This is a genomic window from Streptomyces sp. NPDC048461, assembly GCF_055587105.1.
Genome location: NZ_JBVJGW010000017.1, coordinates 1 through 13,781, shown reverse-complemented (window position 1 = coordinate 13,781; position 13,781 = coordinate 1). Strand labels below are relative to the sequence as shown.

The following is a 13,781-nucleotide window of genomic DNA, read 5'->3' as shown; positions in this document are numbered from 1 at the left end:
GACCGGCGGGGTTCAGCGCAGGTCCGGCACGTCGCCGCCCGGGGCCCACGTGACCTCGACCCCCGGCAGGCCGGACGACCAGGGCGCCGCCCGCCGGGCCAGCCACGCGGCGTCCGGCGGGGCCGAACCCAGGCCCACCGCGTACCGGACCAGGCCCGGCCCCGCCTCGAAGGGCCGGGGCCAGGCGTGCGCGTCCGCGAGGCCCGCCTCCTCCAGGGCGCCGAGCAGCGACCGCAACCGGCCCCGCGCGCGGCCGAGGGCGTCCTCGAACCCCCCGGCGGCCGGTGTCCGTACGGTCACCACCGCCCACGCCGCGTGCCGGCGGTGCAGCGGGGGCGCCGCCAGGACCGCGTCGAAGGCGCCGGGGTCCGCCTCCAGCGCTTCCCAGGCCCGGTACAGCTCCCGTACCAGCAGATCCCGCATGCCGGGCCCCACCTGGGCGGTACAGCTGCGCACCGGCTCCGACGGCGTCAGCACGGTCACCGCAGCCGCGCCGACCGGAGGCCGGTCCCACTGCGGGAGCAGGGCCACCGGGTCGCGCCAGTCCCAGGCCGCCCACCGGGCGAAGAACTCCCGCCGCAGGGAAGCGGGATCCATCGGCCCGGCCTCCCGCACCGTGCGCGCCGCGAGCACCGCCCAGGCGATGCCGGGCAGCCCGCCGAACGGCGCCGAGTCCAGCCCCCGGGCGCGCGCCCACGCCTTGACCTCCCGGGCCAGCCGGGAGAACGCGGCGGTGTGCTCCGTCCCCGTGGCGTCCCGTACGGCTTCGGCGTCGCTCAGCGCGCTCAGCGCGACGGCCGCCGCCTCGCCCAGCTCCGCCCGACGCGCGAGTGCCCGCCCCGGCTCCAGGGAGCCGCAGCCCACCACGGCCAGGTCCACCTCCAGCCGCCCCACGCGGAAGCGCAACCCCGGTACCCGGGCTCCGGTCACCTCCCGCATCCGCTCCGCCTTCGGAAGCCCCGCCGTCACCCTGCGCCGTACGTCGTCCGGTTCGGGAGTTCCGGGGAGGACCGCCACCAGGTCGAGATCCGCCCGGGAGAGCGCGCAGCGCATGCGCCGCGACCCGGCGACCCGGACCGGCCCGTCGCCGAGCGCCGTCGCCACCCGGCCGGCCACCGCCCGGGCGTGCTCCTCGGCCGCCGCCTCCTCGACCGCGGCCCCGTCGCCGGTGGCCCCCTCGGGCCCGCCCCGGTCCGCCGGTTCGGCGGTCCACCGCACCTCGCCCGTGCCCAGCGCCACCGTCGCCCGCACCCGCATCGGTCCGTCTCCGCGCCGCGAGAGCACCGCCAGCTCCCCGACCCGCGCGGAGGTTCCGCCGGCGAGCCGCGCCGCGCACTCGGCCAGCAGGCGCTGCGGGTCCCGGCTCCGTCCCAGGGTCAGGTGCGCCGTGTAGCCCCGCTCCGCGTCGGCGTGCCCCCTGCACCCCGGGAACCGCTCGACCAGCGTCCGCCGCAGCTCCTGCCACGGCGCGGCGCCGGCCGCCGCCGGGTCGAGCCACACCGTGGCGTCCTCGCGGTGTCCGAAGCTGTGCACGCCCTCTGTGCGCGCGGTGAACTCCGGTACCGCCGCGGCCGCTTCGGCCAGCAGGGGCAGGGCCTCCTCGAAACAGTGCTCCGGTACGAAGCCGAACAGCAGGTTCACGTGCGCCGGCCACCGGCCGGCCCCCGGATCGTGCCTGCGCCGGAGGTCCGCCACCCGCGGATCCTCCGGCGGCAGCCAGGCCACCGCGGTCCGCGCCGTCGCCGGTACGCCGAGCCGCGCGGGACCTGCGGCCTCCCGCGCCCCGAACTCCACGGTGGCCTCCACCCCGTAGTGGTCGGAGACGAAGAGCCCCTCCGGACCGGGCTCGTCCCCGCGCAGCCCGGCCCGCTCCACACGGGCTCCGGCCGCCCCCAGCAGGATCCGGTCCAGCCGTGCGGCCCGGCCCGACAGGGATCCGACCGCCGCGAGCGGATTGGCCGCAGGGTCGAACGTCGGAGTTGCGTCGCCCGCCCCGTGCACCTCGTTCCAGGCGTCCCGCATGCCGAGCGCCGCCGCCGGCCCGTCCCGCCCGGCCCGGCCGTCGTTGAAGTCGCCCAGCAGCGCGACCCCCGCTCCGGCCTCGGCCGTCACCCCGCCGAACCCCTCCGCGAGGAGGGCGAGTTCGACCGCCCGACGGGCGTGCCCGTCCTGGGTGTGGTCGCTGGTCAGGTGCGTGGCGGCGACGACCAGCACGCCCGCCGAGGTCTCCACCGTCACGGCGGTGACCGCCTTGTGCGGGCCCAGCGCGTGCGCCGCCGCCTCCCGTACGGGCAGCCGGCTGAGCAGCAGCAGCCCGTGCTCGGCGACGTCGCGGCCGGCCGGATCCGTGCCCACGGTGTAGCCGGCCCGCACCCACGGCGCGGCCAGGAGCATGCCGAGCAGTGCGGGCTCGACCTCCTGGAGCGCGATGACGTCGGCGTCCGCGGCCGCGAGATCGGCGAGCAGCAGCGGCCTGCGCCGGGCGGTGGCGATGCGGGGCGCGTCGTACCGGTCCCAGAGCGTGTTCCACGTCAGGAGCCGCACCCGGTCGGGGGCGCCCGCCCCGCGGCGCGGCGGAGCCTCCGCCGGCCGCCACGCGCCGCCGCCCGCCGGATCCCACGCGTACGGGGTGCGGGCGGTGAAGAACGGCGCCCGCAGCAGCCGGGGGTCGCGGACCCGCCCCGCCGGCGTCGCGTCGATCCGGTCCGTGCCGGTGGCCCGGTCCCACACCAGCTCTCCGTCCGCCTCGACGAACAGCACGCGGTGCCAGGGGATGTCGCCTCCGGGGACGAACGACGGCAGCGGCACGCGTTTCGGCGGGGCCCCGCGCTGGTGCAGCCCGAGCACGAACCGCGCCGGGTCGAACCGGGGGTCCCAGCGGACCTGGTGGTACAGCTCCTCGCTGGTCCGCATCAGAGGTCCCCGCCGTTCGCGATCAGGCTGCCGGCGCTGTCCTCGACGTGCCCGCCCGCGCCGACGTACCAGGTACGGTGCGCCTGGCCGGGGTAGGGCGGGCTGAACCGGTGCAGTTGCGAGGTCAGCACCTGCGGGGGCACGGGGTGCGGGCGCACGGCGTTGCGGCGCACCAGCTCCTCCTCGCCGACGAGCAGCACGGCGTGTGTGACCAGGGCGTCGCGACGCCGGGCGACCGAGCCGGCGAGCCCGCGCTGCTGGTCGGTGAGCGACGTGGCGTCCCACACCACCGTGCCGCCGCGGGCCAGGGCCGCGTCGAGCCGGTCCAGGCCCTCGCTCAGCACGGCGGCGTTGGCCCGCTGGTCCGCCCGCGACCCCCGGGCGCCGCGCAGGTCGTCGAGACTGATGTAGGTGTCCACGCCGGTCAGTGCCCGGCCGAAGGTGCTCTTGCCGCTGCCCGAAGGACCGGACAGCTGCACCAGGCGGGGAAACGATCCGTCGCGCCACCGCCAGGTCGCCGCCACCGCCTCCTCGGCGCCCGTACCGGCACCCACACCTGCACCCGCACCCGCATCGGGGCCCGCGATCCGCCCCTGCGCGAACGCCCGCCGCGCCTCGGCCCAGCAGCGGTCGGCCGCATCCGCCCCGAGCCCGGCGAGGGACTCCCGCAGGGCCGCCCGCAGGGGCCGGAGCGGGTCCGCGTCCAGCAGCCCCGCCTCCTCGGCACACAGCGCCGACCACTCGGCGCACTCCCGCGCCGCGGCGCCGTCGGCGCCCCCGCCGGGGACCAGCGTGCCGGCGAGCGCGTGCAGCACCCCGAGATCGGCCGCCGCGGACAACCGCACCAGCCCCGCCCGCCGCTCCCCGTCCGGGAACGGCCGCTGGAGGTACGGGTACAGCCCCACGAGGTCGGCGACCCGGCGCGCGAGCGGCATCCCGAGCGGCCCGGTCGCGAGCCGGGCGGCGATCCGCGCCCGCGGCGCACCGTGCAGTACGGCGGCCAGCACCCCGGCCAGCCGCTCCTCGCCCGTACGGCCCCACCCGTCGACACGGGCCGCCACCTCGGCCACCGCCGCGGCGAGATCGGGGCCGCCGGCAACCGAAGGGGCTGCCGCAACCGATCCGCCCCCGGCAACCGAGGAGTCCGAGGAGTCCGCCGGACCCCCCGCCCCGTCGGCGGTCATCCCCAGCGCCCCCAGCAGCCCCGCCACGTCGGCATCCGCCCCGGACCGGACCGCCCACAACGGAGCCGCCGGACCGAGCCCGTTGGGCACCACCACCGCGAACATCCAGTGCGTGTCCGTCTGTACATGGCCGCCGCGCACCCACTTCGCCACGTACCGCCCGAAGTCCTCGCGCGCGAAGCCGTCCACGGTCCGTACGACGTACCCCTCCTGCCGGGCCGTGTCGACCTTGAGCCTGCGCAGCGCGCGCTCGTCGTAGGTGCCGCGCCACAGGACGCGCGGGGCGGGCACCCCGAGACCGCGCAGGAACCGTACGGTCCGAGCCCAGCCCAGGCAGTGCTCGCCGTCCCACACCGAGAAGCCGTAGAACCAGCTGTCCAGGTCCTCGTACGCGAGCGAGTGCCGCGCGTACAGGTTCTCCCCGCAGACCCGCCAGCCGGCCGGGATCCCGGCGCCGATCCGGCCCTGGAGGCCCTTGACCCACGCCCGCGAGGGATGGTGCGCGGAGTCGAGCGACCGCGCGTGCAGGCCGTCGGCGTACAGGGTGGTGTTCTCGCCGTCGAGTTTCTCCGTCACCACGACCTCGCGCCCGGCCATGCCGCCCGGTCCGGTGGCCCGCACGTCGTCGGCGGTGGCCCCCGGTGACCAGGGCAGATGTGCCGTACGGGGATAGTGCGTGCGCATGGTCCGCTCCTGCTCGACGATCCGGGGCCCCGTCACTGTAGGTATCCGGCCCCGGAGCGGCCACCGATTAACCCCGCCGACGCGCCCCGTCGCACGTGCCGGGCGCGCCGCACGCACCGCCCGGCCCCGCCCCGCCGTCAGCCGCCGACCGGCACCGCCGCGGCCAGCCGGCCGCCCTCGGCGAAGTGCAGCCGGTCCAGCCGGGCCGCGTACGGCCAGCCCGCCGCCCGGTAGAAGCAGAGGTCGCTCGGGATCGGGACCTCCCTCAGGTCGGCGGCGTGCGTGCCCTCCGGCAGCTCGGCGGCCGACGCGAGCAGCGGGTCGGCCGCGCCGGCCCACTCGCGCACGGGTGCGGGCCGCGGCCAGGGCTCGCCGGTGTTGGGCTGCATCCACCGGGAGTCGCAGGCGACGCGGCCCGCGAGGTCGGCGCGCTCCGCGGCCTGCCGGGCCAGCCGGGCGTACGTCAGCAGCAGGTCCGCCAGCGACTCGGCGACCAGCGTCACCTCGGGGTACTCCCGCAGCTCCTTGGGGCTGGTCGACACCGAGACGGCGTACCCCCACCGCCCGCTCTCCCGGTCGAGGCGGATCTGGACGAGGACGCCCTTGCGGCCGGAGTCCATCCGGGCCACGGGCCAGTACGTTCCGTCACCGCCCAGCATCCGGTGCAGCTCCGCGTCCACATCGTGCCCGGGGCCCCCGGGGAGCAGCCGCAGTGCGGGCAGCCCCGTCACGGTCACCCCGCCGACCTCGCGGAGCACGCCGCGGACGTCCTCGGGCACCGGGACCGCCCAGCCGTCCATGTCGGCGTCGGCGCAGCCCGGTTCGAGCCCGACGAATCCCGGGAGCCGTACGGCCAGCTCCCGCAGTTCGGCCACGGCCCGCCCGGCGGCGTCCGCGGGGACGGTGTGCCGCCGTACGGCCCGGCCGAGGAAGTCCCCGCTCACCACGCTGCGCAGCAGGAGCGCGCGCCCGCCGCCCGCGATCCGGAACTGGACCTCGCTGCTGCCGGTGTCGGCGGTGTTGTGCGCCGTGGAGAAGTACGGCTCCCAGACCACGGAGCAGGGGTACCCGGGCAGGGCGCGCAGGTCCACCAGATCGGTCAGCGGATCACCGCGCCCGACGAGCGCGGCGAGTTCGGCGTCGGTTCCCTCGGCCACCTCGACGCTGGAGACCGCCGCCGCGGAGTGCTCGGCCCGCGGCTGGTCCTCCACCCCGGCGGCCAGCCGGTCGGTGACACCGGCGAGCCAGCCCACGAAATCCGCCGCCCGGACGGTGACGTCCGGGTCGTACCCCGACGCGTTGACGCCCACGACGGGGCCCCAGCCTTCGGCTCCGACCCCGACGATCAGCGAGCCCTCGCCGAAGTCGGTCTCGCCGAGGGTCCAGTAGCCGTCACCGAACACCGCGCGTCCGCGCGGCCCGAAGCGGTACTCGTGCTCCTCGGTCTCCAGTCCGCCGATCTCCCGGAGCACGATCCGCACGTCGTCCGGCACGGGGACCGTCCAGCCGTCGAGCTCCGCGTCCGTGAATCCGTCGAACAGCTCGACCTCGTCCGCCCGCTGCTGCGCCAGTTCCTTCAGCGCCCGCACGGCCGCCGACGCCGCCCGCACTCCCGCGTCGTTCATGTCCACCGCTCCCGAGTCGTCCGCCTCACGCTTCCGAACCATATCCGCCGCCCGCTACCGGCACAGGGCCACGATCGACGGAGATACCGTCCCCCGGGCGGCCTCGCACAGCGGCGCCATGTCGTACGTCCGCCGCGGCGCGGGCCGCGAACGGGCCTTCGCCGGCGCCTGCTTGCGGGCTCGGGCGGGAGCCGCCGCCGGGGTCCGGCGGGCGGGTTTCCCGGCCTTGGCCCGGCGGGGCCAACGCGGCTCGGCCGCGGCGGCACCGGGCCGGGCGGAGGGCCGGGCCGCGGGCCGGGAACCGGGCGTGTCCGCCGCCGACCCGGGAACCGTCCGCGCGCCCGGGGCCGGGGGAGCGGCGGCCGGAGCCGCGGGCGCGGACTCCGCGGGGCTCGGGAGCCGGCCCAACGGCAGGGCGACGGGCTCCGGTCGGGCGGGCTCCGGGCGGGCCGGGCCGGGGAGCGGCCGCGGCTCCCCGGGCGGCACGGCGGGACGTACGGTCACGCACCCCGTGGCCAGGACGAGCGCGGCAAGGGTCAGGGGCAGGGCCCGGCGCAGCTGCATGCGCCCACCCTGCCGTACCCGCGGGCCCGCAAGGGTGCCCGTCACGCGGACGGGTGATGTGCGCGGCGGGAGGCCGTGGCCGGACCGCCCGGAATTCCCGGGCGGGCCGCCCCCGCCCCGTGCTTTCATGCGCGCATGGTGTCCACCGACCGACTGGCGGCCTTCGCCGCCGTGTCCTTCCTGCTGATCGTCGTCCCCGGCCCCAGCGTGCTGTTCGTGATCGGCCGCGCCCTCGCACAGGGGCGGCGGGCGGCCCTCACCACCGTGGTCGGCAACACCCTGGGCGCCTACGTGCTCGTCGTGGCCGTGGCGCTCGGGGTCGGAGCCGTCGTGGAACGCTCGGTCCTGGTCTTCACCGCACTGAAGCTCGTCGGCGCCGCGTACCTCGTGTACCTCGGCGTCAAGGCGGTGCGGGAGCGCGGCTCGCTGATGGCGGCGCAGGGCGGCGGCGGCCCCGCCCACGGCAGCCTGCGCACGCTGGGGGAGGGATTCGTCGTGGGCGTGGCCAACCCCAAGACCATCGTGTTCTTCGCGGCGGTGCTGCCCCAGTTCGTCGACCGGGACCAAGGGAACGTCGCGGGGCAGATGCTGCTGCTCGGGCTGGTCTTCAACGTCATCGCGGTGGTGTCGGACAGCATCTGGGGCGTGGTCGCGGCCACCGGCCGGAGCTGGTTCGCCCGCTCACCGCGCAGGCTCGCCGCCGTCGGCGGCATCGGCGGCCTCACGATGATCGGCCTGGGCGTCACCGTCGCCGTGACGGGCCGCAAGGAGTAGGCCCCCGGGGGCGTCAGTCAGGCCGATGGCCGCGGTGATCCGCTTCCCGGTGGGTTCGCGGTGGACCTCGAAGGTCCTGGAGACGGCCGCGACGATCTCCAGGCCGTGCCGGCCCACTCGGCGGGGGTCGGGCGGGAGGACCCGGGGCGCTTCGGGGTTGCCGTCGCGGACGGTCACCTCCGCACAGCCGTTCCGGACGCGGAGGGTCAGCCGACCGGGTCCGGGTGCGTACTTGCGGGTGTTGGTGATCAGCTCGCTGACGACCAGCTCGACCGCACCCATCGCGTGGCCGGACACCGGGATCCGGTGCCCGTCCCGCACCTCCAGCAAGAACGAGCGGGCGAAGTCCCGTGCTGCGGAGACGGGTTCGGTGCCGTCGAACGCGACGGTCGCGGAGGGGGAAGGGGGTGACGGGGCGTGCGGTACGGCTCCCTCTGCCAACTTGTCCATGCGGGCCCACTCCAGCGTCCGGGAGCCGCGCCTCCGGCGGACGGGCCCGTCCCCGGACTGTACGGGGCCCGCACGCGGTACGGGGCGATTACCGTCGCAGTCGGTCCGGGCCGGGTGCGGGACGGGTCAGGCCGGTGCGGGTACGGGCTGCAGGCGGGCGACGAGGACGACGATGTCGTCCTCGGGGTCGGCGGCGAACCTCTCCACGAGCTGTGTGCACAGCGCCTCGGGGTCGTCCGGACCGGCCGCGGCGGTGGTGCTGAGCAGGTCCAGGCGTTCGTAGAGGTCGCCGTCGCGGGTTTCGATGAGGCCGTCGGTGACCATGAGGAGACGGCTGCCCGGCTCGACCGGGTGGCTGGTGGCGGGCGGATGGGGCACGCCGATGCCCAGCAGCGGGCCGTGCTCGCGCAGGAGGCGCGGAGGTCCGCCGGGGGACAGCAGCAGCGGGGGCAGGTGGCCGGCGTTCGCGACCTGGATGCGGGTGTTGCCGGGTTCGACGAGCACGATGCACAGGCTGGTGGTCCATCCCGGCTCGTGCAGTCCCAGCAGGTGGTCGAGGTGCTCCAGCAGGACGTGCGGGGGATGACCCTGGGCGGCGTACGCGCGCAGGGCGAACCGCAGTTGGCCCATGACGACGGCCGCCTGGAGCGAATGGCCGACGACGTCGCCGACGGCCAGCAGCAGTCCGTGGGGGGTGTCGACGGCTTCGTAGAAGTCGCCGCCGATCTCGGCGGTGGTGGCCGAGGCGAGATAGCGCACGGCGACCTCTACCCCCCGGGACCGGGGCAGGGCGGCGGGCAGGAAGGCCCGCTGGAGGGTCAGCGCGACCTCGTGCTCCTGGCTGAACCGCTCGACGACGTCCTTGTGCTCGACCGTCAGCTCCGCGTACAGGGCCATCACGCCGGCATTGGTCTCGGTCAGTTCCTCGTTGAGGCGTTCGAGCTCGTCGCGCTGGGCGTGCGCCTCCTCCAGCGCGGCGATGAGGTCGCGGGTCTGCGCCTGGAGGTCGTCGATCGCACTGGCGGGGGCGTCCGCCGCCAGGACGCGGAGGATCTCCGGCACCTCCGGGCGGGCGGAGGCGGCGGGAAGGGGGCAGATGATGTCGATGCGGCCGCCGGGCGGGCGGGCGGCGGGCGTGGCCGTCCCGCCGTCCGGGGCCGGTGCGTAGTGCGTCTGCGGCAGCAGCCGGGTGACGGCGGCCAGGGACTCGCTGCTGGGGACGCGGTCGTCGCGCCAGCGCAGCGAGGCCTTGAGCGCCGCCGGCTCCCGCAGGACGTCGAAGGCGGCGGTCATCGGGGCGGGGCGCAGGAGGTCGCGCCCCAGTTCGCTCAGGGCGGTGGCGAGACGGACCTGGTCGCGGTTGTCGAGGCCGACCGCCTGCGCCACCGCTTTGGCGCGGCGGCGCAGGGCGAAGACGTCCTTCTCGGTGCCGACCGCCGTGACCAGGACGGGAGTCTGGTCGTGGGTGCGGGACCCCGGCGCGTTCACCAGCCCCCCTTGGCGATCACCACGCTGGCGTCGTCACGCCGCGTCCCGGCGTGACGCAGCAGCCCTGTGGCGATGAGGGCAGGCGTGTGGTGCAGGAGGGAACCCAGTTCACCGGGCTTCCACCGCTCGCTGAGCCCGTCGGAATGCATCACCAGGGCTCCGCCGGAGGGCAGTTGCTGTTCGTAGGTGCGCAACTGGCGCATCTGATGGCCGACGATCCCCGGATGGGACAGCAGGTTCGAGCGGAAATCGGGGGTGACGACGGAGGCCGAGATGTTGCCGATGCCGCAGAACAGCACCCGGCCGTCCGGCTCCAGCCGGGCCACGGCGACCGCGGCGCCGCGGGTTCCGCGCAGGGCCCGGTGCACCTCCTGCACGACCTGGTCGGGCAGGCGCGCGGACCCCTGGTGGAACGCCTTGACGGCTGCCTGGGAGGCGGCCGCCGCCAACGGGCCGTGGCCGAGGCCGTCGCAGGACATCACCAGTACGCCCCGCCCCGGTCCCGCGACGGCCCCGTGAACGAGTTCGGAGCGGACCTTGCCCGGTGCACCCGCCGACCGGGGGTGACCGGCCGGTGCGCCGAGCACCGGTCCGCCGGCCCACCCGGCCGAGCTGCGCGGGAAGCCGCCGAACGCCGTACCGGAGCGGCCCGGCCGGTCGGTGTGTTCCGCGGTCGTCCGCTCAGCCCGCTCGCCGGTGTCGGTGCGCGCGGCCCACGCGTCCCCGCACACCTCCTCGCCGCCTATGGGCCGCGTGATGCCGCCCACGACCGCTTCGCCGGTCACCGAGGCGGGCAGGGGGTGCGGCCAGAAGCGGGCCAGTTGTACGGTGCCGAGTCCGGGTACCGAGTGGATGTCGAAGCGGTCCGCCAGGCGCTGGATCGCGCCCAGGCCGATGCCCAGGGTTCCGGCGGTGGAGACCCCGTCGCGCAGGGCCGCCGCCACGTCCGCCATTCCGGGACCGCTGTCGACGACCAGCACTTCGACGCCGGCGACGTCCCGGTTGCGCAGCACGCGCAGCACCACGGACCCGTCGGTGGCGTGCTTGCTGGCGTTCGTGGCCAGCTCGGCGACCGCCAGGACCAGCTGGGCGGTGCGGTGCTCTCCGAGCCCGATGCGACGGCCCAGTGCGGCGGCCGCACCCCGGGCGGCTTCGGGCTGGTCGCGGAACCAGGCGGAGTCCTCGCAGTCGAGCAGCAGCGGCCCGTCCACGGCGATCACCGGGCCCACTTGGTGATGGTGACCGTGGTGCCCTGTCCCGGCGCGGTGTCCAGGACGAAGTCGTCGACGAGGCGCCTGGAACCGGAGAGGCCGAGGCCCATGCCGTTGCCCGAGGTCCAGCCGTCGGTCAGGGCCAGGTCCACGTCGGGGATGCCGGGGCCCTGGTCCTCGAACGCCAGGCGCACCCCGCGCCGGCCCCGTTCCTCGATCAGGGCGGCGGTCATGGTGCCTCCGCCCCCGTAGATGAGGGTGTTGCGGGCCAGCTCACTGGCCGCGGTGATCAGCTTGGTCTGCTCGACCAGGGAGAGCCGGCACTCCTGTGCCAGGGAGCGGACCAGCTGACGGGCCTGTACCACTCCGGCGTTGGCAGCGATCTCCAACACGACCGCGGCGGTCACAGACCCTCATCTGATGTCACGGCACCGAATCCGATCGAGGACTCAGACCTGTTTCCCCCCATCCGGTGCACGCGGGCCTGCTCCAGAACCTGGAGTCCCTTGTCCAGGGTCAGCGCGGTCCTGACCCCGCCGAGCGACAGGCCGAGCTCGACCAGGGTGATGGCCACGGCCGGCCGCATGCCGACCACGACGGTCTGCGCGTCCAGCAGCCGGGAGATGGAGGCGATGGTGGAGAGCATCCGCCCGACGAAGGAGTCGACGATCTCCACGGCGGTGATGTCGATCACCACGCCGTGGGCGCCCGAGTCCACCACCGCGGCGGCGAGGTCGTCCTGCAGCTGCATGACGGAGTGGTCGTCCAGGTCGGTCTGGATCGACACCAGCAGCACTTGTCCGATCCGGAGGACCGGAACCTGCTCGCTCACCGGCCACCGGCCTGGGGAGCGGTACGGGAGAGGGTCACACCGGAGCGGCGCAGCGCGTGGCGCAGCGCGTCGGCCAGGGTGGCCTTGGTCACGATGTCGCCGAAGTCGATGCCGAGGGCCACGATCGTCTGCGCGATCTGCGGCCGGATGCCGGAGATGGTGCATTCCGCACCCATGAGACGGGCCGCCACCACCGTCTTGAGCAGGTGCTGGGCCACCTCGGTGTCCACGGCCGGCACGCCGGTGATGTCGATGATGGCCTGCTCGGAGCCGGTGTCGATCAGCGCCTGGAGCATCTTCTCCATCACGACCATGGTGCGCGCCGAGTCCAGGGTGCCGACCAGCGGTACGCCGATCACCCCGTCCCACAGCTTCACCACGGGCGTGGACAGCTCCATCAGCTGTTCCGCCTGCGCCGAGATCAGCTCCTCGCGGGTGCGGGTGTAGACCTCGATGGTGAACAGGCCCAGGGAGTCCAGCAGGGAGGCGAACTTCAGGTACGCCTGGACATCGCTGTTCCCGCCGTCCAGCGCCGGTTCCAGGACCTCCTTGAGGGCGAACACGCTCGCGGCGGTCTCGGTGGGGCTGAAGCCCTGGCGGGCCCTGGTGCGGGACAGCTCGGTCAGCAGCGCACGAACCTCACCGAACGCCTCTGCCCGCCCGTCCAGGCTGCCGCTGTCCAGCGCGGCCACCAGGGCGTCGTACAGCTCCTGGAGCTCACGCTGGACCTCCGCCCGGCTCACCCGTCCGCCCAGCGAACCGGTCACCTTGTCCGCCCAGTCGGCGCCCAGGTCTTCACCCCGGACCGACAAAAGGCTGATCAGGCGGTCCGAAACGTTTTCATCAGTCACTATGCGCATCCTTTTTATTCGTCTCCGGGAACCCTATGGCATGGCCCTCGGCTGCGGGGCGCCGTAGGTTCTTCCCACGGCGTAGTCCGCAGACAGGCCCTGCCCCGGTTCGCCGGCGGGCATGCCGGGTCCCAGGTCCCGGCTCTGGTGCCGGGGGGCGCGGTGCTAGGGGGCCGGCCGGGGCGGGGTGATCTGGAACAGCTGGTCCACGCCGGACATCTCCAGCAGGTGCACGACCTGGGGCCGGGGCGCGTGCAGGCGCAGCAGACGCCCGTGCTGCCGGGCGAGGTGATGGGCACGGACGAACGCGTTCAGGCCGGCGGAATCGCAGAAGGTGAGGCCGTCCAGGTCCACGACGATCTCGTCGGGACCGTCGGCCTGGGTGATCACGTTGTGCAGGACGTCACCCAGCAGCGGTGCCCGATCGATGTCGATCTCGCCGCCGACACGGACGACGGCCAGCTCCGCGCTCTCCACCGGGGCGAACCCCGCCCCCTCCTCATCTGCCACCTGCCCAGCTTACGAGGCCTGCGGACGGACGATGACAGGAAGGTGCCCACCGGGACCGCCCGAGCGGGCCGGAGTCCGGTTACGCGCCCGGCCCACCGTGCGGAGGATCACCCCCGACGCCGCAGGTCCGATCCCCGTGAGGGGTCAGACCGTGACGCACACGGTGATGGTCTTGCCACCGGGGCCGAAGGCGACGTCCACGCGGTCGGCGAGGCGGTTGACCAGCATCCAGCCGAAGCCGCCGGGGACGTCGGGCGCCGTGCCCGGGCTGCGGGGGTGTGCGGGGGAGGCGTCGGCGACCTCGACGACCACCGTTTCTCCTTCGCGGCGCACCGAGAACCCGGTCACGCCGCCCGCATGGCGCACCGCGTTGGAGACCAGTTCCGACACGATCATCAGGACGTCGTCCACCACCTCGGGGCGCTCCGCCGCCAGGACCTCCCGGGCGATCCACCGGGCGTCCTCGCATCGCAGAGCAGCGGCCTCGACCGTCCTCCGGCTCATCGCCTCTCCCTCCACAGGCCGCCTTCCCCCGCTGTTCCGCGCCGTTCACCCGGCCGGAGCAGGATATGACAGCGGGCGGGGGGGGGGGGCCCGGGGGCGCCCCCCCCCCCCCCGGGCCCCGGGGGGGGGCCCCCCCCGCGGGGGGGGCCCGCGGTTTTTGGCCCCGCCCAGCGGGGGGTTTTCTCGTTTGC

13 protein-coding genes are annotated in these 13,781 nt (G+C 75.4%); 1 reads left to right on the top strand and 12 read right to left on the bottom strand.

Annotation, left to right across the window (positions count from 1 at the left end; genetic code table 11):
* Nucleotides 1–12 precede the first annotated feature (12 nt).
* From ACZ6S8_RS26375 to ACZ6S8_RS26360, 4 genes are all read right to left on the bottom strand, one after another.
* Entirely contained in the window at nt 13–2,913 is a 2,901-nt protein-coding gene (locus ACZ6S8_RS26375) for a poly(A) polymerase (protein WP_469459761.1), read from the bottom strand.
* The gene (locus tag ACZ6S8_RS26370) at nt 2,913–4,781 is read right to left on the bottom strand and encodes an RNA ligase family protein (RefSeq protein ID WP_469459759.1); all 1,869 of its coding nucleotides are present in this window, start codon (nt 4,779–4,781) and stop codon (nt 2,913–2,915) included. Before ACZ6S8_RS26370 ends, ACZ6S8_RS26375 begins: the two co-directional genes overlap by 1 nt.
* Nucleotides 4,782–4,918: 137 nt before the next feature.
* Nucleotides 4,919–6,406: a hypothetical protein gene (locus ACZ6S8_RS26365; protein WP_469459758.1), complete on the bottom strand. Its 1,488-nt coding sequence runs from the start codon at nt 6,404–6,406 to the stop codon at nt 4,919–4,921.
* Between the two features lie 54 nt (nt 6,407–6,460).
* Complete coding sequence (locus ACZ6S8_RS26360; RefSeq protein ID WP_469459756.1) at nt 6,461–6,970, bottom strand: hypothetical protein; 510 nt, start codon at nt 6,968–6,970, stop codon at nt 6,461–6,463.
* A gap of 135 nt (nt 6,971–7,105) precedes the next feature.
* Between ACZ6S8_RS26360 and ACZ6S8_RS26355 the strand changes: the two genes are divergently transcribed.
* Complete coding sequence (locus ACZ6S8_RS26355; protein ID WP_469459754.1) at nt 7,106–7,744, top strand: LysE family translocator; 639 nt, start codon at nt 7,106–7,108, stop codon at nt 7,742–7,744.
* Here the strand turns inward: ACZ6S8_RS26355 and ACZ6S8_RS26350 are convergent.
* The 8 genes from ACZ6S8_RS26350 to ACZ6S8_RS26315 all read right to left on the bottom strand — a co-directional run bounded on the left by ACZ6S8_RS26350 (nt 7,652) and on the right by ACZ6S8_RS26315 (nt 13,590).
* Nucleotides 7,652–8,194 carry an ATP-binding protein gene (locus ACZ6S8_RS26350; protein ID WP_469459751.1) on the bottom strand — a complete coding sequence of 181 codons (543 nt, stop codon included), beginning with the start codon at nt 8,192–8,194 and terminating at the stop codon, nt 7,652–7,654. The genes ACZ6S8_RS26355 and ACZ6S8_RS26350 overlap by 93 nt on opposite strands.
* Nucleotides 8,195–8,320: 126 nt before the next feature.
* Nucleotides 8,321–9,682, bottom strand: a complete 1,362-nt coding sequence (locus tag ACZ6S8_RS26345) for a PP2C family protein-serine/threonine phosphatase (protein ID WP_469459749.1) — start codon at nt 9,680–9,682, stop codon at nt 8,321–8,323.
* Entirely contained in the window at nt 9,679–10,911 is a 1,233-nt protein-coding gene (locus ACZ6S8_RS26340) for an ATP-binding protein (protein ID WP_469459747.1), read from the bottom strand. Before ACZ6S8_RS26340 ends, ACZ6S8_RS26345 begins: the two co-directional genes overlap by 4 nt.
* Nucleotides 10,899–11,300 carry an anti-sigma regulatory factor gene (locus ACZ6S8_RS26335; protein ID WP_469459745.1) on the bottom strand — a complete coding sequence of 134 codons (402 nt, stop codon included), beginning with the start codon at nt 11,298–11,300 and terminating at the stop codon, nt 10,899–10,901. Before ACZ6S8_RS26335 ends, ACZ6S8_RS26340 begins: the two co-directional genes overlap by 13 nt.
* A complete protein-coding gene (locus tag ACZ6S8_RS26330; protein ID WP_469459743.1) occupies nt 11,297–11,725 on the bottom strand; it encodes an STAS domain-containing protein in 429 nt (142 codons plus the stop codon). Before ACZ6S8_RS26330 ends, ACZ6S8_RS26335 begins: the two co-directional genes overlap by 4 nt.
* Nucleotides 11,722–12,576, bottom strand: coding sequence for an STAS domain-containing protein (locus tag ACZ6S8_RS26325; protein ID WP_469459741.1), 855 nt, complete (start codon nt 12,574–12,576; stop codon nt 11,722–11,724). The genes ACZ6S8_RS26330 and ACZ6S8_RS26325 overlap by 4 nt, the downstream gene beginning before the upstream one ends.
* Before the next feature lie 165 nt (nt 12,577–12,741).
* Nucleotides 12,742–13,086, bottom strand: a complete 345-nt coding sequence (locus tag ACZ6S8_RS26320; RefSeq protein WP_469459739.1) for an STAS domain-containing protein — start codon at nt 13,084–13,086, stop codon at nt 12,742–12,744.
* A 144-nt stretch (nt 13,087–13,230) separates the two neighbouring features.
* Nucleotides 13,231–13,590: an ATP-binding protein gene (locus ACZ6S8_RS26315; protein WP_469459737.1), complete on the bottom strand. Its 360-nt coding sequence runs from the start codon at nt 13,588–13,590 to the stop codon at nt 13,231–13,233.
* Between the last annotated feature and the right edge of the window lie 191 nt (nt 13,591–13,781).

Coding starts and splice junctions, on each gene's coding strand:
- ACZ6S8_RS26355 (WP_469459754.1), top strand. CDS start 7,106: ATGGTGTCCACCGACCGACTGGCGGCCTTCGCCGCCGTGTCCTTCCTG.
- ACZ6S8_RS26375 (WP_469459761.1), bottom strand. CDS start 2,913: ATGCGGACCAGCGAGGAGCTGTACCACCAGGTCCGCTGGGACCCCCGG.
- ACZ6S8_RS26360 (WP_469459756.1), bottom strand. CDS start 6,970: ATGCAGCTGCGCCGGGCCCTGCCCCTGACCCTTGCCGCGCTCGTCCTG.
- ACZ6S8_RS26370 (WP_469459759.1), bottom strand. CDS start 4,781: ATGCGCACGCACTATCCCCGTACGGCACATCTGCCCTGGTCACCGGGG.
- ACZ6S8_RS26365 (WP_469459758.1), bottom strand. CDS start 6,406: ATGAACGACGCGGGAGTGCGGGCGGCGTCGGCGGCCGTGCGGGCGCTG.
- ACZ6S8_RS26315 (WP_469459737.1), bottom strand. CDS start 13,590: ATGAGCCGGAGGACGGTCGAGGCCGCTGCTCTGCGATGCGAGGACGCC.
- ACZ6S8_RS26350 (WP_469459751.1), bottom strand. CDS start 8,194: ATGGACAAGTTGGCAGAGGGAGCCGTACCGCACGCCCCGTCACCCCCT.